Here is a 20,954-nt window from a genome sequence, read left to right on the forward strand (position 1 = left end):
ATAATTCAAAAAAAAAGCCACTTACATATAGTAAATGGCTTTTTTAACATTTTTGGGGACTAATTTCTTACAAACCGATTGTCCAACCTTTAGCCCATGTCGGAACATCGGCTCCTTTTTCTGCTCCAGTTGCATTGGCATTTTCAGTATAAACACCGTCTACATTCACACTTTCTTTAGCCGTATTTTTTCCTTTAGCCTTAGTTGCTATTTTATCAAATTTAACATTAGTTATTTTTAATGATCCGTTGGCAACATTAGCAAGTGTTTCGTCGTGCTCCACATCAAATCCAACTGTAAAGTTGCTTAAGAATAAATTGTCGATGTTCGCTTTAGTTCCTTCTCTCAATTTTAAACCTTGTGGTTCAGCACCTTGTTCTCCCAGTCCGATTAAAGTAATGTTGTTTATCGTCGGGTTAGCAATAGGAGTAGCCGCACGGTTGGTAGCGTTGTTATCGGCTTCTATACCGCGGTTACCTCTTCCGAATTCTAGTTTTGCATACCAGTTAGAGTTGGTTCCTACCCAACCTTCTGTCCAGTCAAATTGATCGTCTTCGTTTCCATTAGAAACCAAGTATTTGGTGTTTACGGTTCCTCCGAAAAATTCAAATCCATCATCAGCTCCTTTGTATGCTTGAACGTATTCTACTTTAGTACCGTTACCCACTCCGAAGAAGGAAATTCCATTGAATTCTTTTTCTGTATTAAAACGAGCTCCAGCATATTCTACTCTTAAATAAGTAATAGAACCTGAACTGTCGTTGGCAAGATCGCCACCATAAGTCAATTCTGAAACCTCTGCTGTAGCTGTTTTCCCTTTGTTAATAGGCGCTTTTCCACAGATTACTAAACCACCCCACTGTGCTTGTTCTTGTATGTTTGCTGTCATCACTACCGGTTTCTCAGCAGTACCGTTTACAAATATTTTACCTCCTTGGGCCACGGCTATAAAAGAAGTTGTTCCTCCAGTTCCTATGATTTTTGTACCTGCTGGTATAACTAATGATGCACCGTCTTCTACTAATATTCTACCGTTAAGGATATATGTTTTTGAAGCATCTAATGTAACGGTTCCCTTAGAAATTTTTCCGTTAAAATTGTTTTCGTTTAGGACGAAGGCGTTTTTGTCGTCTGGAGGTGTAGGATTGTTGTCGTCACTACTGCTGCAGCTTACTAAGAATAAACTGGATAAAAATAAAATTCCGAATGCATTTCTTACTAATTTTTTCATTTTTTCTGGTTGATTGGTTATTGTTGTACAAATTTGCGCGAAAGTCCGGTATTGTTAGTTAAGAGAATATTATTGAATTAACATTGAAAAGTTGTCTTTCTGTTAGCTAAACATTAAGAACGTTAAGGCTTAAAACAAGTGGTAATTTCAAAATGAATAGCCTCTTATTATATTGCCGCTATTCCCTTGTTTTTAACGGATTCCCGTAGGGCTGGGAGGTTCTGTGTTTTCAAGAGAATAATTGAATTTCGTTGTGAAATCAATATCATATGCGATTTTTAAGTAAAAAATGGGCATAAAAAAAGACTGTCTCGATTTAGGAGACAGTCTTTTTGAAGTGATTATTATTTAGAATTGGTAGTTTAAACTCAGACTAAAGTTCTTGCCCAATTTATAGGATTGAACTAAAATGTCTTGGTTAAGGTTTTCTTGTACGCGGTCGATAGAGGGGTCAAGTAAATTTTTAGCACTTAGTCCCAAACCTAAATGATCGCTCAATTTTGTTTTGAAAACAAAGTCTAAGGTTCCAAAACCTTTGTCAACCGAGTTTCCTAATTGCTGTGATCCCAAAGAGTAAATACGATCGGAGATATAGGCATAAGAAACCGTAGCCATAACACTTCGTTTGTTCCATTCCTTAATATAACTGATGTCGGCGTTCATCACTAAATCAGCTGCTCCAGTAAAACTAGCCGTATCGTGTGTGAAATCGGCTCCAAAGGCATTTTCTTTACGCACCTTTTCAGAATCCAATTCCTGATGTGTTTTCATATAAGCCGCATTCAAGCCCGCTGTTAATTTGTTGGTATTTACATCATCAAATGAAAACAGGTTTTTTCGAATTTCCAATTCAATACCGGCTGCATAACCCGAGTCTCCTGTGTTAGCAAAAGAGATGTCGTCTGAAGAAGAGGTGATTGTGATTTCATTAATTGGATTTTGAATGTATTTACCAAAGGCAGTCAACGAGATAATTTCGTCGTTTTCTGGAAAAAACTCCCATTTTAAATCCAAATTATAGTCGTCTGATGCGTATAAGTCTGGATTCCCTTTAATCGAACCCGTTGCTTTTTCATACATAAACAAACCTCTTTCTTTAAACTGCGGTAGGGTGTAGGTTTTAGAAGCGGCTAGTCTTAAATTGTTGCGATCGTTTACCGCGTATTTTAAGGATAGGTTTGGAAGAAAGGCCGTTTTTTCAAAATTGTTTTCGTCACCTTGTAAGTCCAACTGTGTTTTCCATTCCATATCTTGGCGAATTTGCTCCAAACGCAAGCCTACTACAGCCGATATTTTCTCGGATAGTTTGTATTCCAATGCCGCATAACCACCATTGATGTTTTGTTTTCCCTTATAAGTTTGTGGTGTTAATGCGATATCCAAATTACGGTCACCCAAAAAGGTTTCCATCTGAAAATCACCATTGTCAAAACCGTTTTTATTTAAAACCGCATCAAGATTATAAGGATCTACAGCAACGTTTCTTAAGGCAGTACCTAAGCGGTAGTTAAACTGACTTGCTTTAAAATCAAGGTTTTTAAAACGACTGTTGTATCCCAGGGTTAATTTACCGCGATATAATAAATCAGAATCTTTACCAAATTTGTAGTCAAGGGATATTCTAGCGGCCATTTCATCTTCATTTAAATTCTGGTAATAACGGTGGTTGTCGGTTACCGAATTTGTAGTAAAGTAATATTGACTGTCTTTGATACGGAACGAGTTTTGGATTCGATCAGGCATATCGCTTTTAATGGTGTTATAAGAACCGCCCCAATTCAACTTGAATTGATCGTTAATCTGGTGTTCTCCCAATAATTGATTGACTAATAAGGTGTTTTGAACATAGTTACCACGTCTTAAAAAACCGCCTTCAGGACCATCTGCTAAATCGCGCATATATCCGCGGTATTCCTCATTACTTTCAGAAGATCCGTTGATGTATAGTAAGTTATAACCTATTTTATGGTTTGGATTAAAGCTGTATTGTGCATTAAACATTCCGGTAGTATTCGTAGTATATTCGTATTCTTTAGTAGCGAAATCTTTGGTAGCGTCGCCCTGAGCTTGTACCGATTTTACGACACCTTCTTTATATTTAAATTTATTTCCAAACGAAGCCGTTCCGAATAAATTAAGTTGTCCTTGCTGCCCAATATTAAAAGATTTTCCTGTGTTAAAACCGAAGTTCATACCATATGGTGCTCTGTTTTTTAGGTTGAGACCGTTGGTGAATTGATAGTTTTTTAAGGGATCTGTCGGGGTGTCGTTTTTAGAAAATCCCATATAATTACGGTCGGATAACAATAGAAACTGATCTTGTTGAACCGCATTGGAATTCACTTCAGAACCTATAGAGAAGTTAAAAAAACCTTCACCACTATGGTCTTTGGAAATGATGTCCACATTAGCACCAGCAAAGTCCCCGAAAATACGGCTAGAATATGTTTTGTCGATTGAAATGTATTCAACAATATCGGTAGAGAACAAATCTAAACTGATGTTTTTGCGTTCCGGGTCGTTGGATGGAATGGGTAAGCCGTTCATAGAAGTGGAATTATAACGGTCTCCCAATCCGCGAACAAATATGGTTCCAGAGCCCTCTTGTTTGACTACACCAGTTGTTTTTGCTACTGCAGCAGCCACATCACTAACACCTTTTCTGGACAATTCTTGAGATCCGATGTTTTGTTTGATTTCCATGGAACGATGTTGGTCGAGCAATAAAGCGGTTTCTTTTACTTTTTTGGAAGTGGCTTGTACAACCACTCCTTCGAGTTCGGTACTGTTTGACGATAAGGATTGGTTAAGCGATTTGCTTTCTCCTTTTACAATGACAATTGATACGGATTGGGTGTCGTAACCTAGATAACTAAATAATACCAAATGCTTTCCAGCTGGAAGTGATAGTTGATAGTTTCCGTTGACGTCCGAACTGGTTCCGAATGTGGTGCCTTCTATACTTACTGTGGCAAAAGCCAGCGGAGCTGAGTTGGCATCTAAATCGGTAACCTTTCCTTTTAGCGTTCCATTTTGTGCATAAAGTCCGCATGTAAGCAACAATGCGAGTAATAAAATAGATAATTTCATTTTGTGTGTGTTAGGTTGTGCAAATGAATTACCTTAATGTGATTATCAGGTTACCGACCTGTTATCAATTTGTTGTACTAAAATCATTAAAACGTTAAGAGATTAAATTATAGTTAACAGCTGATTTGGTTTTGTATTATCTTTACCTTTACCATTCTAAATAAGTAAGATTCACAATGAAGAAAAAGGAAATTAAGATTTTGTTAGTCGATGACGAGCAAGATATTTTGGAAATCATTGGTTATAACCTCGTGCAGGAGGGATACCAAGTAAGTACCGCTAGCAACGGAAGAGAAGCAGTACTTAAAGCTCAAAAAGAACATCCTCATTTAATCATTATGGACGTGATGATGCCGGAAATGGATGGTATGGAAGCTTGTGAGCACATTAGAAGAATACCGGAATTGCAAAACACCATCATTACCTTTTTAACAGCTAGGGGAGAAGATTATTCTCAAGTAGCCGGCTTTGATGCTGGAGCAGACGATTATATTACCAAACCGGTCAAACCAAAGGTTTTGATGAGCAAGGTTAAAGCTTTGTTGAGAAGGTTTAAGGAAGAGGAGAAAAATGGTGACATCATCAATGTAGGGGAAATCGAAATCAATAGAGAGGAATATAAGATTGTAAAAGAGGGCGTTGAAATCATCTTGCCTAGAAAGGAATTTGAATTGTTTTACCTATTGGCTTCTAAACCGGGGAAAGTATTTAAAAGAGAAGAAATTTTAGATAAAGTATGGGGTAATGAAGTTATAGTTGGAGGAAGAACGATTGATGTACACATCCGTAAATTAAGAGAGAAAATCGGTGACGAATGGTTTAAAACCATTAAAGGGGTGGGTTATAAACTAGATCTTTAACCATGAGCATCCGCTTTAAAAAATCATATAAATTTGCCCTAAAATCCGCATTGTTTATCGCGGTTTTTAGTTTTTTAATCCTGATGATCTTGCTGGTTATCTTTTTTGAGGTCAATCTGTTGATGTGTTTTGTCTTCGGATTACTGATTTATGTTTTTTCTTTTTTTGTTATTCAATATCGCGTAGAGCATTTTGTATATCGCAGAATAAAAAAGATTTACGACAATGTGTCTATATTAGATTCATCGGTATTGCGCAGCAAAGCCATTACTACGGACATGGAAACCTTAACCACGGAGGTACAAAAATTTGCTACACATAAAAAGATAGAAATAGAGTCTTTAAAAGTAAGAGAAGAATACCGAAGAGAGTTTTTAGGTAATATATCACACGAATTAAAAACCCCTTTATTTACCGTTCAAAGTTATCTTTCTACATTGTTGGATGGAGCGATCAATGATAAGGCTGTTCGAAAGAAATACTTAGAAAGAGCAGAAAAGGGTGTAGAGCGATTGATTTATATCGTTAAGGATTTGGACATGATTACCAAATTGGAAACGGGAGATTTACATTTAAATTATTCGGAATTTGATATAGTCCAAGCGGTGGAAACCGTTTTTGAACTGTTGGAAATGAGAGCCGAACAAAAGGAGATTTCCTTGATTTTTGATATGAAATACGTTAATCCAATAATGGTGTATGCCGATCAAGATCGCATTGTACAGCTCATTAGTAATTTGGTTGAAAATTCGATTAAATACGGTAAGGATAAAGGAACAACAGAGGTGAGTATTGAGGATTTAGTCAACAATAAAATCATTGTTCGCGTCACGGATAACGGCGACGGAATTAAAGAAAAATATGTACCGAGATTGTTTGAGCGTTTCTTTAGAATTGATAAAAGTGGCGCGCGCTCTGTAGGTGGTTCGGGCTTGGGCTTGTCAATAGTGAAGCACATAGTCGAGGCACATGAAGAGCACATTTATTTAGAGAGTAAATACGGTTATGGCTCAGAATTTTCTTTTACTTTGGAACGGGCTAAATAGGTCTTTCCAAAGTATGGGTGTATTCTGTTTTTTAAGGCCTTGATAACTGCCTGTGCGACTTAATTCTTCAATTCTAAAACGGTCTTGTTTGCAATGGGGAACGAGTCCTTTACGGTCGAGTTCACGCGCAAGGTATTCCTGTTCATATTGACCCGGTGTAGGAATAAAAAAGGCTTTTTTACCCAGATGAGCCAAATCCATTATGGTAGTATAGCCCGAACGACAGAGGATAAGGGCGCTTTGATTTAGGGCTAATTCCAATTCTTCGGAGGTCATGTAGTTATAGACGGTTTTGTTAAATCGAGTGCTAATACGCTGTTCTTTTTCGATTATCCCTTGAACCAGTAAAATACTGCCCTCAAAGCGTTTTAATTCGGTGTTTAGTTTGGTTTCCAAAAGGGTGCGCTGAGGTTCTGGTCCTGATAATAATACCATCAAATCATATTGCTGTACCACGGCTTTTTTATGAAAACGACTTAAGGCACCCAGGTATTTCAGATTTAAGGAACTGCTGTCTAAATGGCCGAGTTTACCACTGAGGTTTTCCTTAGTTTCCGAATCGGGTACCCAACATTCCTGAAATTTCCGAATAAAGTACTGGTGAATTTTGGTGCTCCACCATGAGGTCGAACCCGAAAGAATCCGCAATTGATGGGTCATGAAAATACTGGGAATTGTTGAAGAGTACACTCCCAATCTGTTGTCTGAAATAATACCGCTAAAGCCATATTGTGTAATCCATGATTTTATATGCTGCTGTTCAGCCCGAATGGCACGGTAAATTTGTGGTAATTGAAAAATAATCTGGAGTTTAAAAAACGATGCTTTGGTTGCATAAGTTATTTTATAAGAGGGAAGGCTTAGGCAAAGTAAATCGGGAAATTCTTTTTCTAATAAAGACAAAGCCTGTCCGTCTGAAGCAATTACAGGTTCAAAACCAAATTTGATTAAGGCATGAATAATCGGGATGCATCGGGTGGCATGTCCGAGACCCCAATTTAATGGGGCAACGAGAATTCTCTTTTTGGAACCATTAGGCGGAAAAGACTCCGATTCGTGTTTTACTGTAGTAAGGGATATGGGGTCTTTCATAACGATAGGGATTTATAAAATATGTTATAGTAAACCAGTTGTTGCCTATAGGTCTTTCAATCAGTTCTAAAGGTTAATGTACAGTCTAAATATAAAAAACTTTTAGATTAAGTATATTTCCTTAATTTTACCAAAAAATTAAATAATAGAGTGGGAAGTAAAAATAAATTAAAACGCTTTAGAGAAAACGAAACCTTTGGTAATGTTTTTCAACCAAGCAGAGAAGAAATGGTAGGCGATTTTCCGTTAAAAGGAAAATGGAATTCTGAATTTTTTAAAAATGAGCAACCTATAGTTTTGGAACTCGGTTGCGGAAAGGGAGAATATACAGTAGAATTGGCTAAACGTTTTCCAGATAGAAATTTTATTGGGATTGATATTAAGGGAGCTCGCTTTTGGAGAGGTGCTAAAACCGCTGTGGAAGATAATCTTCACAATGTAGCCTTCTTAAGAACGCAAATTGAATTGATTGAATCGGCTTTTGAGGTTGGTGAGATTAGCGAAATCTGGATTACTTTCCCCGATCCACAGATCAAATACAAAAGAACGAAACACCGCTTGACCAATTCGGAATTTCTACAGCGTTATAAAAGAATTTTAAAATCAGACGGTATTGTTAATTTAAAAACGGATAGTGAGTTTATGCACGGATACACCTTGGGTTTATTGCACGGAGAAGGGCATGAGGTTTTATATGCCAATCACCATGTTTATAAAAATGAAGGAGCGCCGTCTGTAGTGACTGAAATTCAGACTTTTTATGAAAAACAGTACTTAGAACACGATAAAGCAATTACGTATATACAGTTTAGAATTAAGTAAATGGAGTATCTTTATTTTTTGCTATTTGGTTTTGTGGCCGCAGTTATTGGAGTTTCTCTACCGGGATTACTCAATATGACGGCGGTTAAGATAGCTTTAAAAGAAGGAAAAGAAAGCGCCTATACCTATGTAGTAGGTGCTTTGGTTACCATTTTTGTTCAGACCTATATTGCGGTTTTTTTTGCCAAACTGATTGAATCTAGTGTGGTTATTTCAGAAACCTTGCAAGAAATTGGGATTGTGATTTTTGGTGTACTAACGGTGTATTTTCTTTTTTTTGCCAAGAAAAAAGAGAAAAGAGAAACGCAAGCCGAATTGGTTGATGGGCATAGTATTACTATAAAAAATAGGTTTTTTTATGGGATGTTTTTAGCCGCACTCAATGTGTTTCCCATACCATATTATGTTTTTTTAAGCATTACTTTGGCATCCTACGATTTTAATGTGTTTTATTTGGCACATACTTTTTTGCTTTCCTTAGGAGTAGTATTGGGTTCTGCATTAATGTTATATCTCTATATAATGTTTTTTAGAAATTCAGATCGAGAAGAACATTTTTTACTTAAGAATATCAATTATTGTATCGGTACTGTTACCGGAGTTATCGCTCTGATTACCCTATATAAATTATTGAAATAGATGGGTTCAAACGATAATTTTTTTGAACGAGTATATGCTGTTGTGGCACAAATTCCTTATGGAAAAGTAACCACTTACGGTGCCATTGCAAAAGCGCTTGGAGCTGCAAGATCGGCTAGGATGGTCGGTTGGGCAATGAATGCCTCTCACGGCAAAGGCAATCTTCCCGCTCATAGGGTAGTTAATAGAAACGGACTTCTCTCCGGTAAACATCATTTCGACGGTACCCATTTAATGCAACAGCTGTTAGAAAATGAAGGACTGGTGATTGAAAATTATAAAATAGTGAATTTGGAAAACCACCTTTGGATTCCTACTCCAGGTTCTGAAGAGGTAGATGAATAGAGAAGATGGTTTTGTGGTCTTTTCGTCTGTAGATAAGGTAGCCACCGTGCATTTCTACCATATTTTTGGATAAGGGTAATCCAATTCCAGCACCGTCTTTTCGAGTGGTATAAAACGGTATAAAAACCTTTTCTTTTATTTCTTCTGGGATTCCTAAACCCGAGTCTGTAAATTCAATAACCAAACGCTGGTTGTTGATGGACGTTTGTATGGTGATGTTTTTTTCTGGTTGATCGGCCACTGCATGTATAGCATTGGTCAGTAAATTGATAAATACTTGCTCCATTTGCGTATGATCCCAGTTAACTATAAAATCCACTACAAGTTGACTTTGTAAATTAATGTTGTTTTTCTTGATTAAGGGCTGCATCACTTGTATGCTCGATTCCAAACTTGCTTTGAGCTCTGCACGAGATTTATTTGGAGTAGGTAACATCGTTAATTTACGGTAGTTTTCTACAAAATATTGCAAGTGATTACTGCGGTTTACTATGGTTTTTATACTGATGTTGATGTCATCTAAATCTTCTGCCGTAAGCGGCTCTTCCTCTAAAATTTCTTGAATATTATATGCTAAAGAATGGATAGGCGTAAGTGAATTCATCAATTCGTGTGAGATGATTTTCATAAGATTCAGCCAAGTATCCTTTTCTTTTTTGTCCATAACCCGTTGTATGGAATCCAACATAATGATGTAATATTCCTTATGTAAGGTTTGGGTTTTGGAAGTCTGGAGCATAAAGGTTTGCTTCTCTTCTCCTTCTAAGCGTATGTCTATAGAGGATTTAGATTCCTTAAAGTCGATAGATTCGATATGACGACTTAAATTGGGAATCATTTTTTGTAGGTTCTGCCAGCTGTGAATTTTGGGAATTGAAAAATAATTAGAAAAATAATCATTGATTAGAAAGATGTCCCAATAACCCTCCGTATTCTTTTCTAGAATTACAATTCCCGATTCCAGATTGTTTAATATGTTGAGATAAACCACTTCTTTGGATTCGTGATCTTGCTGTTGTTGTTGTAATTTTTGATAGAGGTTTTGCAAATTTTGCATGGTCTCGTCGGTTTGTTTCTTTTCTGTTTTTAATGAAAAATCATCGTATATCATGGCTAGCAATACGCGGTCGATAGCCTCGTAATGTTTTTTGATTTTAAAATAGAGTTCCGACAATAATACAAGCAGAACAAAACCAATAAAAAACAGGGTATAGCCATTTTGTTTTTGATATAACCAAAAACAAAATGCTGTACCGAGCAAAATCAAAAAGATTCGGATAAATAGCGATTGATAAAAAGAAGTCGTTTTCAATAGAGCTTATTTGATGTTGTGTTTTTCTAATCGGCGGTATAAGGCGGCTCTGGATAAACCGAGTTCCATAGCGGCTTGACTGATGTTTCCGGAGTTTTTTTCCATTGCTTTCACGATGGAAATACGTTCAATTTCCTGTAAAGAAGCCTCGTCCGTATGGGATATAATCGACAATTGCGAAATGCCAAAGTCCGTTAAGCTAAGTGTTTCGGAATCGGTTAAAATCATGGCCCGTTCGACGCGATTTTGCATTTCACGGATGTTGCCCTTCCAATCGTATTTACAAAGTTCCTGACGGGTATATCCATCTATTGTAGGAATTATTCGGTCGTATTTTTCTGCATTCTGATTTATAAAAAAGTCAAGGAAGTGCGGTATGTCTTCTTTTCGCTCTCTAAGTGCGGGTAGCATAAGCACTACCGTATTGATTCTATAATAGAGGTCCTCTCTAAAAAATTTCTTTTCTACTTCCAGTTCTATATCAGCATTGGTGGCTGTAATGATACGTACGTCCACCGGACGTGTTTTCGATTCTCCTAGTCGGATTACCGACTTGGATTGAATAATCTGTAATAATTTTGATTGTAAATGCAAAGGAACATTGCCGATCTCATCGAGAAAAATAGTCCCACCATGCGCCATTTCAAATCTTCCTGCGGTGTCCTGTTTGGCATCGGTAAAAGCACCCTTGGCATAGCCAAACAATTCGCTTTCAAATAGATTTTCGTTTAAGGATCCCAAGTCTACATGTATAAAGGCTTGTTCTTTTCGGGGGGATTGATCGTGTATGTATTTGGCTAAGACGTATTTTCCCGTTCCATTTTCTCCTAAAATCAAAGTATTTACATCGGTTTTAGAAACCCGATCGGCCATCTGATATACTTTTTGAATGCTGGGAGCAGTTCCTTTGAAAGTGATTTCGGAAGAGATGCCGATTTGTGGCGTTTTTTTTCTTAGCTGTTTTACAGCTCCCCTTATGGTTTGCAATAAGGATTCGTTATTCCATGGTTTTAATACATAATCTATAGCGCCAAGCTTTATTCCTTCAACCGCAGTTTCGATATTGGCATAAGACGTCATCAAAATAATTTGAACCTGAGGCGCCATTTTTTGAATCTCCTTAAACCAAAAGATACCTTCCTTGCCGTCTTCATAGCCCAAGCGATAATTCATGTCTAACAAGATGATTTCTATCGGATTTTTAGTCAGTAGTTCGGGTATCTTTTTAGGATTTGTAGTGGTAATAACCGTTTCAAAATGCCGTTTTAATAACATTCGTGCCGCGATTAAAATCTCTTCATTGTCATCTAAAATCAATATGGTGGTATGCGTCTTTTTCATCTGTAAATAGTAGGGTTGCGATATGCTTAAATGGTATCACAAAACGCTTATTGTGGTTCATTTAAAATTAATTCGTTGGTAACGGCTATTTTATAAGAACCTCATAAACTTGTGAAAACGAACAAAAAAGTGTTCATTATTGAACAGTCTGTTTTTGTGTTTTTTTGTATGTATTTGAATATTAATACCGTGTGTTTTTTTTAAAGTCTGGCACATTTTTGCTTTATACTATAGTAATAACGTAGTAATGTACAGTGCTTTAGCTCGTAAAAATAGAAAAAAAATCAGAGTTATTAGGCCTTGTTTTGATAATATTAATTGTGGGCACATTAAGATACTTTTGACGGTTGTATAAAGTGTCGTAAAATATAAAAGTTTTTATGCAGAAACCGTTCTGATTTCAACAACTGATTAAAAAAGAATACTTTTACTTCTGTGAGATTTTAGTCAGTAATCGATTGGAATACTCGCAGTGGGCAAAGATTAAATATAACACGAATTAACAAGATGATTGATATTAAAAATTTAACGCGAATATTTCAAACCGAAGAAGTGGAAACTACGGCATTGAATAGAATAAATTTAAAGGTCAAATCGGGTGATTTTATATCTATTATGGGGCCATCGGGTTGTGGTAAATCCACCTTGTTAAATATCATGGGGCTTTTAGATTCTGCTACCTCAGGGAGTTATGAGTTTATAGGGCAGGAAATGGTGGGAGTGATGGAGTCAAATCGTGCCCTAGTGCGTAAGCAAAACATTGGTTTTGTCTTTCAAAATTTCAATCTTATAGATGAATTAAATGTTTACGACAATATAGAATTGCCGTTGATCTATACCAAGGTTCCATCTGCAGAGCGGAAGCGACGTGTCAATGAGATGGCTGTAAAATTAAATATTGTTCATCGTTTAAAACATTTTCCTCAACAGCTTTCAGGTGGACAACAACAACGTGTAGCGGTTGGACGTGCCCTAATCAATGAGCCTAAGATTATTTTGGCCGATGAGCCGACAGGAAATTTAGATAGTAAAAACGGCAATGAGGTTATGGAGCTATTAACCGATTTACACATTCAAGGGGCAACGATTATTATGGTTACCCATTCCGAACACGATGCGTCGTTTTCAGAAAGAACCATCATGATGAAGGACGGTATGATACTTACAGAAAAAAGTAATATTAAAAATATAGATGTATTTAAGGAATAATGACTAAAAGCGCAGAAAGATGGTACGATTGATAATTAGTTTTTTGATGCTACTCACGACTTGGTTGCTCCAAGCGCAATCTAGTGAACTTAGAAAAGCAGCGAGTTTTAGTGGAATTCAGGTTTCTTCAGGAGTACAAGTGATCTTACAACCCAATGAAAATGGTGGGATTAAAGTAGAAACGGATGGTACTATTGATTTAAAGAACGTTTATACCGAGGTGAGTAATAATACTTTAAAAGTATATATAGGTGGAGCCGGCAGGAGAAGTGTTTCTTTAAACAAATGGCCTGCTGGGGTCAATGTTTATGTATCCCAAAAAGACGTTTCCCGTTTTATGGCAGAATCTGCGGGTAAAATAAAGATAGCTAAACGACTTAAGGGAAATAAGATTAGCATAAATCTGGATTCGGCAGGAATATTGGATGGGGATTTTTCCGCTACTACTATGGTTTTTACTCTGGATTCGGCATCCGTTTTTAGAGGAGATGTACAAGCGACCAAAGTTCAGGTTAATATCGATAGTGCAGCAGTAATTGATATTACGGGAGAAGCGGAAGAATTATCGCTGACTATTGATAGTGCTGCTAATTTTAGAGGCAAGAGTTTCAGGGTTAAAAAAGCCAAAGTAGAGGCCGATAGTTTGGGAAAAGCAGAAGTATATGTTACGGAAACTCTCGATGCTTATGCTGATTCTATGGGTAGGATTTTTTATTATGGCAATCCAAAAGATGTAAAAAAATACACAGATTCTATGGGGACTGTAAAAGCAAAATAATTAGATGTTTAAAAATTGGTTTAAAATTTACTTGCACCAAACGGTTAAAAATAAATTATTTTTCTTTTTAAATATAATCGGTTTGGCTATCGGAATATCGGCATTGATTTTAGCAGTGTTGTATTGGCAGGACGAGCATAAATACAATGCTTGGAATCCTTATAAAGATCGTGTCTATGAAGTAACTTATCAAGGCGATAAAGATTCGGACGAAGCCTATGTAGCCAGTTCGGATGCTTTGGGACCTAAGTTAATGGAGTTTCCTGAGTTGGTAGAAGACTATTGTTATTTTTCGTTTGAATACATAACATTTTTTGCTGAGTCGGAATCGTATAAGGGGGTTATTGATAAGATCGTCAATACTCAAGATAGTTTTTTTGAGTTCTTTCCATTTCCATTTGTTTACGGTAATCCCTTAATGGTATTTAATGGGGACGATAGTATTGCTATTTCGGAGGAAATTGCTAAAAAGTATTTTGGAGATGTAAATCCCGTTGGGAAGTATTTGTCTTTGGCACATCAATCCTATCGTATTGGAGGGGTGTATCGATTAAATGAACAGACGTCGGTTATGCCAAATATTGTTATAAACAGTATAGAGCGAGAAACCGTAATTGATTCGGAGCTTTGGCAAAACACCAACCTGGGCTTATTGATTAAAGCTCAGAGTGAAGGAAGTAAACGGGCTTTAGAAAAATTAACCACCAATTTAATATACGAAAATGTTTTAATAGAAAATGCTCAAAGTGAAGGGGTGTCGATTGAGGCATTTATGGAGAGTATAGGCGGTGAGTTTACCGCTAAGTTTAATTCGTTAAATGAGGTACGTCTGTATGCCAAAGCATCGGGTTTGCTTGAGGGAACGGGAAATTTGGAGTTTGTTTATATATCCTTGAGTTGTGCTTTATTGATTTTGTTGCTGTCGATAGTGAACTATATAAACCTGACCAATGCCTATGTTATCCGACGCGTGAACGAATTGGGCATCCGCAAAATATTAGGAGCCAGTAATAAGCAAATCGTAGGGCAGTTGGTTTTTGAAACCGTGATAAATAGCGTGATAGCTATTGTAATAGCACTGGTGTTTGTCGAGTTAATATTGCCGTATTTTAGTTTGTTTATCAATAAGAGTCTTACTTTAAGTCTGTTTGATTTTTGGCAAATCCTGATGGTTATCGTTGCTATCGTAGTGGTTTTGGGGGGATTAGTACCCGCTTTATTTATCTATAGGGTTAGCTTTTTAACCATTATCAAAGGGAAATATGCTCGAAGTGAACGCGGTATTAAGTTGAGAAACGTCTTATTGATTTTACAGTTTGCCGTTGCTTTTTTCTTTGTGGTTAGCAGTTTGGTAATCGCAAGACAAGTAGATTATATGGTGTCTAAAGATTTAGGTTTTGATGGGAGTCAAGTGATACAAGCTAAAATTTACAACCACCAAACCCGTCGTAAGTTTTCGGAAACCGATGATTTGGCTATACGTTTATGTCGCGTTGCTGGTGTAGAGAAAGTGGGTCTCGGTTCCATTCCTTTTTCCAATAAAAACATGCCTAGAGGTTCGTTGATGATGCAGGGCAAAAGGGTGGACTTCGACGTGGCTGGGGTAGATTTTAGGTATCTAGCATTATTGGGAGTAAAAAAGAGTCAAGGAGCCGATTTGGATAAAATTGTTCTGGATGATTCAGTAGATGCCGTGGTCGTTAACAATCGTTTTGTTGAGATTTTGGGAATTAAAAACCCTGTTGATAAAGAATTTGTTTTTAAAAAGAAGCGCTATAGAATTATCACGGTTATCAACGACTTTTTTAGAACGGGATTTAATGCGAAAGTGGAACCGATGGCCCTGTTTGATTATCGAGCAATAGATAACCTGGTTTATGGCATTAACGAAGTTTCTATTAAAATTGAATCGACACATTCGGAACGAACCCTTAAGAATATTGAGGCCTTTTGGCATAAGGAAGTCGATGCAGAATATCCGTTTCAAGCCGTTTTTTTAAACAAACAATTCGCTGAAAATTACAAGCAATATACCAAACAACGCAATTTGTTTAGAGGTCTCAATTTAGTTGTAGTTTTTATATCGCTATTCGGACTTTTTGCATTAGTGTCCTTCTCTATCGAGAGTCGATTAAAGGAAATAGTCATTCGAAAAGTTTTAGGGGCAGAAACCAGTAATTTAATTAGAAATTTAGTAACAAAATACATTTTTTTTAGTCTAATAGGCTTTATGATTGCGGTTTTTCCGACATATTGGTTGATGAGTCACTGGCTCAATAAGTTTGCTTATCATGCCAATCTATCGTGGGTTCCGTTTGCAATAGCCTTTACAACCTTGGTGTTGTTGATTTTAGCGGTTGTGGTTGTTAGAGCCTATTCCGCTACAAAAATAGATTTGTTGCGATTTTTAAAGTATGAATAATATAAATAAAGGAATCTTTTAAAAAGTCAAGTTTTTTAAAAAGCCTATAAATATTTAAAAAAAAATAAATTGAATTAGTTAGTATGAATTCGGTTTATGGAGTGAAGGGGGCTAGTAGTCCCCGAATCTCCCATTTTTTGGATAGAAAATGAATATTGTAAATCTTAAAATAAATAAATCATGAAAAAAGTAATTATAGCCTTTTTGTTAGCTAGTGTGAGCATGACTGCTCAGGTAAAAACCACTAGAACAGTAGGAGATTTTAGTCAAGTACAAGTGTCTCAAGGTATCGAGCTGAATTATACAGTATCTAATACTACTAAAATAACGGTGGAAGCCGAAACGAAAGAATCCCTTCAATATATTAAAACAGCAGTTAAGGGTAAATCTTTGGTGGTTTATATCGAATCGGAAAAAGGCAAATGGGGAAAGAGTACCAATCGAAAAATTAAAGATGTAAAAGTTTTTGTTGAAGGTCCCAATTTAGATGCGGTTACCGTATCTTCTTCTGCTATGTTTATTGGGAAAGATGCGCTAAAAACCAATAATTTTGCTTTAGGAGTTTCCTCTTCAGGGTATTTTAAAGGGGACATTAAAGCAACAAATTGTACAGTAAGTGTTTCCTCTTCAGGAGATGTGGAAGCTACTATTCAAGCAAGTGGCTTGGTTGATCTTAGAAGCAGTTCGTCTGCCGATATTAATGCTGTAATCCATGCCGAAGAATTGTCGCTTTCTAGCAGCAGCTCGTCTGGAATGAAGCTCTCTGGTGACGTCAAAAGCATCAAAGCCGGATTGTCCAGTTCGTCAAAAATTCTAGCAAAAGATTTAAAAGCAAGAGAATTGGAAGTTTCTGCAAGCAGTTCTGCCTCCGGGTTTTTCTATGTGTCTGAGAAGATGAATGCAGCAGCAGCTTCGTCTGCATCGATTAAGTATTATGGGAGTCCACGTGAAGTTAACGTAAAAAAGGCTTCTTCGGGAACTATTAAAAAAGCTTAAGCGGTTGCGTATAAGTTAGTGATTATCGTTTTATAAAATATTTGCGTAATTCTTTTTTTATTCGAGTTTTTGTAGAGCTTCCTCCGTTGGGAAGCTCGCAAAAACTTTTTTGCTTATAAGTTCCAATGCAAAGCGTTATACGGATCGTTTTTTTGATTTTTCAAATCGGTATCGTCTATTCTTTGAATTTTAACCAAGGGCACCACTTCCCAGGCCCAATAGCCGAAAAACATATTAAATTCGGTAATCTCAAGGCAGTCGTACTATGTAGTATCACGATGGCCTTGATACCATTTTTTTGTAACTTGATCTAGGTATAAAGTATTAAGATACAGTCGAAAACAGCCAGCGTTGCTCAGTATGCGAGTTTTGCGTCATAGTTTTTCTCTATCGGTACTGTTTTCTTATCTATATTTAGAATACATTAACTTTAGATTCTCAACATTTACCATTATATTTGCCTATTAACAATGGGCTATTAATCTGTTGGAAACGAAACGTATATAATGAAATTAGATAGAAAAGAAATTCTGAAAGCATTAGAGACCATTTCTGTTGCTGGAGAAGGGAAAAATATGGTAGAAAGTGGTGTTGTTCAGAATGTTATGACCTTCGGAGACGAAGTTGTTGTAGATTTAGTATTAACCACGCCTGCCTTACACATCAAAAAAAGAGCTGAAGTCGATGTGATGAAAGCTATTCATGATCAAATCGATGAAAAGATTAACGTTAAGGTCAATATCAAAGTAGAGAATGCAGAGAAACCTGAAATAAAGGGAAAAGCAATTCCTGGAATCAGTAATATCGTGGCTATTTCTTCTGGAAAAGGAGGAGTAGGGAAATCTACGGTTACGGCAAATATTGCTGTGACATTGACGAATATGGGATTTAAAGTTGGTGTTTTAGATGCGGATATTTATGGGCCATCTATGCCGATAATGTTTGATGTTGAAAATGCCCGACCAATTTCTGTAGAAGTTAACGGCAAATCCAAGATGAAACCGATTACGAGTTATGGTGTTGAGATTTTGTCGATTGGCTTTTTCACTAGACCCGATCAAGCGGTTATTTGGAGAGGACCTATGGCGTCAAAAGCGTTAAATCAAATGATTTTTGATGCAGATTGGGGTGAATTGGATTTCTTGTTATTGGATTTACCTCCAGGAACGGGTGATATTCACTTGTCTATCTTACAGTCGTTGCCTGTGACAGGTGCTGTAGTGGTAAGTACGCCTCAAGCAGTTGCTTTGGCCGATGCCAAAAAAGGGGTATCGATGTTTATGTCGGACAGTATTAATGTTCCGGTATTGGGAATTATTGAGAATATGGCCTACTTCACTCCTGAGGAATTGCCAAATAATAAATATTATATCTTCGGAGAAGGAGGAGCACGAAACTTGGCTCAAGATTTAGAAGTGCCTTTCTTAGGAGAAGTACCTCTAGTGCAGAGCATAAGAGAAGCGGGTGATTACGGTCGTCCAGCAGCCCTTCAAGAAGGAACGGTAGTGGCGAATGCGTTCGATGCGATTGTTAAAAACGTCGTGCAAGAAGTAGTGAAGCGAAACGATAGTTTACCAGCTACTGAAGCAGTTAAAATTACGACTATGGCGGGTTGTTCTGCAGTGGGAAAAAACTAATACGGACTTTTTTACACTCATTTAAAATTTAATTATGACAACAAATACTATTCAACAAAACGTTGAGAAAGCCTTAGAAGAAATTCGTCCGTTTTTAAAATCGGATGGAGGAGATATTACGCTGATTTCAATAGAAGATGATAAACACGTGAAAGTTAGGTTAGAAGGGGCATGTACTTCTTGTAATGTCAATCAAATGACCTTGAAAGCAGGAGTGGAAACGACTATTAAGAAGTATGCTCCTGAGATTGAAACCGTTGTAAACGTAGAGTAAAAGGGTAAAGTGCCCGAGCTTTTTAGCATTCTTTATTTCCAAAATGATGTCGTTTCAATCGGGGTGAATTGACATTTATCATGGTGTAGGCTAAAAAGATTTATAACCTTTGTAATAAATTTTTAGAACTATGATTCAAACCGATATCTTAATCATTGGTGCTGGTCCAACTGGACTATTCACTGTTTTTGAAGCGGGACTTTTAAAATTAAAATGCCATATTATTGATGGTCTTCCGCAACCGGGAGGACAATTGACGGAGTTGTATCCTAAAAAACCAATTTTTGATATACCGGGATATCCTTCTGTAGGAGCTGCGGAATTGGTCGATAATTTAATGGAGCAAATCAAGCAATTTCAACCGGGGTTTACCCTAAATGAAGTTGCCGAAACAATAGATAAATTAGAGGACGGTACTTTTGTTGTGACCACTAATAAAGGGACAAAACACCATGCAAAGGCTGTCGCGATTGCTGGAGGTTTAGGAAGTTTTGAACCGAGAAAACCATTGATAGATAACTTGGCTTACTACGAGGATAAAGGTGTGGAGTTTTTTGTTAAAGATCCAGAGCTTTTTCGCGATAAAAGAATTGTTATTTCTGGTGGAGGGGATTCTGCCTTGGACTGGAGTGTGTTTTTGGCCGATGTAGCCAAAGAGGTTACTTTGGTTCACAGACGTAACGAATTCCGTGGTGCTTTGGATTCTGTAGAAAAAGTACAAATCTTAAAGGATCAAGGTAAAATCAATTTGATTACACCGGCAGAAGTTGTGGGTGTTCACGGACAAGACCGCGTAGAAGGCGTTACTTTAGAAAGCAACGGACAACGCGATTTATTGGCTTGTGATTATTTTATTCCGTTATTTGGACTAACGCCTAAATTGGGACCAATAGGTACTTGGGGGCTAGAGATTGAAAAAAACGCCATTAAAGTAAATAATGCACTGGATTATCAAACCAATATAGAAGGGATTTACGCCATAGGCGATATCAATACGTATCCCGGTAAATTGAAGTTGATTTTATGCGGTTTTCACGAAGCCACTTTAATGTGTCAAAGTGTTTATAACCGCTTAAACCCAGGGAAGAAATATGTTTTAAAATACACCACAGTATCTGGAATTGACGGATTTGATGGCAGTAGAAAAGAAGCGGAAAAAGCAGTAGTAAAAGCTATAGATTAAAGCCATGTCTGATATTAAGATTACCATTGTTGATAGAGAGGGAATACGCCATACAGTAGATGCGCCAACAGATATGAATATGAATGTCATGGAATTGGTACGTGCCTACGAATTAGCTCCCGAAGGTACCATTGGTATCTGTGGCGGAATGGCCATGTGTGCTTCTTGTCAATGTTATATTTTAAATGATGTTGAATTACCGGAAAAAAATCCGGACGAAGATGCCATGTTATGGGAAGCTTTTAACGTAAAAGAAAACAGTAGATTGGGATGTCAAATTCACCTCACTCCCGAAATCGAGGGTCTGGAATTGGAGTTGGCTCCGGAATAATTAAAAGTAACGAATAGTTAGTAAGCATGAGGTTGTCTAAATAGGCAACCTCATTTTTGATATAATGCCGTCGTTTTTATGCGAAAGCGATTTACTTGCGTGCTTATTACCGGTTTTTGTAATTACTTTATGCAAAAGAACGGCTCGATATAAGATTTTTCGATCTGTATTCAATATTTTTTTGAATTATGTTTATTAACGTTGATAAGTTGCTGTAGAATACTTACTTTTGTTTCGCTATTAAAAAAGCGCGAATGGTCTAGCAAAATCGCTTTGAATTGGCGAAAAGTGATTAACCGTTAGTGCGGAAAATAGTGATAGTATATAATAAAATCGACATAGGAAC

General features: G+C 37.0%; 19 protein-coding genes. 13 read left to right on the forward strand and 6 right to left on the reverse strand.

Annotated features, from left to right (window positions below):
* Positions 1–67: 67 nt before the first annotated feature.
* Complete coding sequence (locus KO524_RS07080) at positions 68–1,231, reverse strand: hypothetical protein (protein ID WP_219292364.1); 1,164 nt, start codon at positions 1,229–1,231, stop codon at positions 68–70.
* A gap of 348 nt (positions 1,232–1,579) precedes the next feature.
* The gene (locus KO524_RS07085) at positions 1,580–4,321 is read right to left on the reverse strand and encodes a TonB-dependent receptor (protein WP_219292367.1); all 2,742 of its coding nucleotides are present in this window, start codon (positions 4,319–4,321) and stop codon (positions 1,580–1,582) included.
* Between the two features lie 176 nt (positions 4,322–4,497).
* On the opposite strand from KO524_RS07085, the gene KO524_RS07090 reads away from it, so the two are divergent.
* Both KO524_RS07090 and KO524_RS07095 read left to right on the forward strand, forming a co-directional pair.
* A complete protein-coding gene (locus KO524_RS07090; protein ID WP_219292370.1) occupies positions 4,498–5,181 on the forward strand; it encodes a response regulator transcription factor in 684 nt (227 codons plus the stop codon).
* A 2-nt stretch (positions 5,182–5,183) separates the two neighbouring features.
* The gene (locus tag KO524_RS07095; RefSeq protein WP_219292373.1) at positions 5,184–6,227 is read left to right on the forward strand and encodes a cell wall metabolism sensor histidine kinase WalK; all 1,044 of its coding nucleotides are present in this window, start codon (positions 5,184–5,186) and stop codon (positions 6,225–6,227) included.
* On the opposite strand, the gene KO524_RS07100 is transcribed toward KO524_RS07095, so the two are convergent.
* The gene (locus tag KO524_RS07100) at positions 6,192–7,319 is read right to left on the reverse strand and encodes a glycosyltransferase (protein ID WP_219292376.1); all 1,128 of its coding nucleotides are present in this window, start codon (positions 7,317–7,319) and stop codon (positions 6,192–6,194) included. The genes KO524_RS07095 and KO524_RS07100 overlap by 36 nt on opposite strands.
* A 150-nt stretch (positions 7,320–7,469) precedes the next feature.
* Here KO524_RS07100 and trmB point away from each other — a divergent pair, with 150 nt between their 5' ends.
* From trmB to KO524_RS07115, 3 genes are read left to right on the forward strand one after another with little or no spacing between them, the layout of a single operon-like run.
* Positions 7,470–8,141 (forward strand): tRNA (guanosine(46)-N7)-methyltransferase TrmB, encoded by a 672-nt coding sequence (trmB, locus tag KO524_RS07105; protein WP_219292378.1) that lies wholly within the window; start codon positions 7,470–7,472, stop codon positions 8,139–8,141.
* Positions 8,142–8,780: an amino acid permease gene (locus KO524_RS07110; RefSeq protein WP_219292381.1), complete on the forward strand. Its 639-nt coding sequence runs from the start codon at positions 8,142–8,144 to the stop codon at positions 8,778–8,780. It abuts the gene before it with no gap.
* Positions 8,781–9,125 (forward strand): MGMT family protein, encoded by a 345-nt coding sequence (locus tag KO524_RS07115; protein ID WP_219292384.1) that lies wholly within the window; start codon positions 8,781–8,783, stop codon positions 9,123–9,125.
* Here the strand turns inward: KO524_RS07115 and KO524_RS07120 are convergent.
* The gene (locus KO524_RS07120; RefSeq protein ID WP_219292385.1) at positions 9,094–10,437 is read right to left on the reverse strand and encodes a PAS domain-containing sensor histidine kinase; all 1,344 of its coding nucleotides are present in this window, start codon (positions 10,435–10,437) and stop codon (positions 9,094–9,096) included. The two genes, KO524_RS07115 and KO524_RS07120, sit on opposite strands and share 32 nt — an antisense overlap.
* A 6-nt stretch (positions 10,438–10,443) precedes the next feature.
* Positions 10,444–11,778 (reverse strand): sigma-54 dependent transcriptional regulator, encoded by a 1,335-nt coding sequence (locus tag KO524_RS07125; RefSeq protein WP_219292387.1) that lies wholly within the window; start codon positions 11,776–11,778, stop codon positions 10,444–10,446.
* A gap of 507 nt (positions 11,779–12,285) precedes the next feature.
* Here KO524_RS07125 and KO524_RS07130 point away from each other — a divergent pair.
* From KO524_RS07130 to KO524_RS07145, 4 genes are all read left to right on the forward strand, one after another.
* Positions 12,286–12,987 (forward strand): ABC transporter ATP-binding protein, encoded by a 702-nt coding sequence (locus KO524_RS07130; RefSeq protein ID WP_219292390.1) that lies wholly within the window; start codon positions 12,286–12,288, stop codon positions 12,985–12,987.
* 19 nt (positions 12,988–13,006) lie between these two features.
* The gene (locus tag KO524_RS07135; protein ID WP_219292393.1) at positions 13,007–13,765 is read left to right on the forward strand and encodes a GIN domain-containing protein; all 759 of its coding nucleotides are present in this window, start codon (positions 13,007–13,009) and stop codon (positions 13,763–13,765) included.
* Between the two features lie 4 nt (positions 13,766–13,769).
* Positions 13,770–16,187 carry an ABC transporter permease gene (locus KO524_RS07140; protein WP_219292396.1) on the forward strand — a complete coding sequence of 806 codons (2,418 nt, stop codon included), beginning with the start codon at positions 13,770–13,772 and terminating at the stop codon, positions 16,185–16,187.
* Between the two features lie 180 nt (positions 16,188–16,367).
* Positions 16,368–17,183 (forward strand): GIN domain-containing protein, encoded by an 816-nt coding sequence (locus KO524_RS07145; RefSeq protein ID WP_219292398.1) that lies wholly within the window; start codon positions 16,368–16,370, stop codon positions 17,181–17,183.
* A 113-nt stretch (positions 17,184–17,296) separates the two neighbouring features.
* Here the strand turns inward: KO524_RS07145 and KO524_RS15560 are convergent, their stop codons facing one another.
* Positions 17,297–17,416: a PoNe immunity protein domain-containing protein gene (locus tag KO524_RS15560; RefSeq protein ID WP_219292401.1), complete on the reverse strand. Its 120-nt coding sequence runs from the start codon at positions 17,414–17,416 to the stop codon at positions 17,297–17,299.
* A 273-nt stretch (positions 17,417–17,689) separates the two neighbouring features.
* Between KO524_RS15560 and KO524_RS07155 the strand changes: the two genes are divergently transcribed.
* From KO524_RS07155 to KO524_RS07170, 4 genes are all read left to right on the forward strand, one after another.
* Positions 17,690–18,820, forward strand: a complete 1,131-nt coding sequence (locus KO524_RS07155) for an Mrp/NBP35 family ATP-binding protein (protein WP_219292404.1) — start codon at positions 17,690–17,692, stop codon at positions 18,818–18,820.
* 34 nt (positions 18,821–18,854) lie between these two features.
* The gene (locus tag KO524_RS07160; protein ID WP_219292407.1) at positions 18,855–19,094 is read left to right on the forward strand and encodes a NifU family protein; all 240 of its coding nucleotides are present in this window, start codon (positions 18,855–18,857) and stop codon (positions 19,092–19,094) included.
* Positions 19,095–19,224: 130 nt separating this feature from the next.
* Positions 19,225–20,277, forward strand: a complete 1,053-nt coding sequence (locus KO524_RS07165) for an NAD(P)/FAD-dependent oxidoreductase (RefSeq protein WP_219292409.1) — start codon at positions 19,225–19,227, stop codon at positions 20,275–20,277.
* Positions 20,278–20,281: 4 nt separating this feature from the next.
* Positions 20,282–20,608 (forward strand): 2Fe-2S iron-sulfur cluster-binding protein, encoded by a 327-nt coding sequence (locus tag KO524_RS07170; RefSeq protein ID WP_219292412.1) that lies wholly within the window; start codon positions 20,282–20,284, stop codon positions 20,606–20,608.
* Positions 20,609–20,954: the final 346 nt, after the last annotated feature.

This window comes from Flavobacterium sp. NKUCC04_CG (assembly GCF_019345525.1).
Classification (GTDB): Bacteria; Bacteroidota; Bacteroidia; order Flavobacteriales; family Flavobacteriaceae; genus Flavobacterium.

Excerpts from the sequence above, each read along its gene's own strand:
- KO524_RS07135 (WP_219292393.1), top strand. The coding sequence starts at position 13,007 with ATGGTACGATTGATAATTAGTTTTTTGATGCTACTCACGACTTGGTTG.
- KO524_RS07125 (WP_219292387.1), bottom strand. The coding sequence starts at position 11,778 with ATGAAAAAGACGCATACCACCATATTGATTTTAGATGACAATGAAGAG.
- KO524_RS07140 (WP_219292396.1), top strand. The coding sequence starts at position 13,770 with ATGTTTAAAAATTGGTTTAAAATTTACTTGCACCAAACGGTTAAAAAT.
- KO524_RS15560 (WP_219292401.1), bottom strand. The coding sequence starts at position 17,416 with ATGTTTTTCGGCTATTGGGCCTGGGAAGTGGTGCCCTTGGTTAAAATT.
- KO524_RS07090 (WP_219292370.1), top strand. The coding sequence starts at position 4,498 with ATGAAGAAAAAGGAAATTAAGATTTTGTTAGTCGATGACGAGCAAGAT.
- KO524_RS07085 (WP_219292367.1), bottom strand. The coding sequence starts at position 4,321 with ATGAAATTATCTATTTTATTACTCGCATTGTTGCTTACATGCGGACTT.
- KO524_RS07110 (WP_219292381.1), top strand. The coding sequence starts at position 8,142 with ATGGAGTATCTTTATTTTTTGCTATTTGGTTTTGTGGCCGCAGTTATT.
- KO524_RS07080 (WP_219292364.1), bottom strand. The coding sequence starts at position 1,231 with ATGAAAAAATTAGTAAGAAATGCATTCGGAATTTTATTTTTATCCAGT.
- KO524_RS07160 (WP_219292407.1), top strand. The coding sequence starts at position 18,855 with ATGACAACAAATACTATTCAACAAAACGTTGAGAAAGCCTTAGAAGAA.
- KO524_RS07115 (WP_219292384.1), top strand. The coding sequence starts at position 8,781 with ATGGGTTCAAACGATAATTTTTTTGAACGAGTATATGCTGTTGTGGCA.
- KO524_RS07095 (WP_219292373.1), top strand. The coding sequence starts at position 5,184 with ATGAGCATCCGCTTTAAAAAATCATATAAATTTGCCCTAAAATCCGCA.
- KO524_RS07165 (WP_219292409.1), top strand. The coding sequence starts at position 19,225 with ATGATTCAAACCGATATCTTAATCATTGGTGCTGGTCCAACTGGACTA.
- KO524_RS07170 (WP_219292412.1), top strand. The coding sequence starts at position 20,282 with ATGTCTGATATTAAGATTACCATTGTTGATAGAGAGGGAATACGCCAT.
- KO524_RS07100 (WP_219292376.1), bottom strand. The coding sequence starts at position 7,319 with ATGAAAGACCCCATATCCCTTACTACAGTAAAACACGAATCGGAGTCT.
- KO524_RS07145 (WP_219292398.1), top strand. The coding sequence starts at position 16,368 with ATGAAAAAAGTAATTATAGCCTTTTTGTTAGCTAGTGTGAGCATGACT.
- KO524_RS07130 (WP_219292390.1), top strand. The coding sequence starts at position 12,286 with ATGATTGATATTAAAAATTTAACGCGAATATTTCAAACCGAAGAAGTG.
- KO524_RS07155 (WP_219292404.1), top strand. The coding sequence starts at position 17,690 with ATGAAATTAGATAGAAAAGAAATTCTGAAAGCATTAGAGACCATTTCT.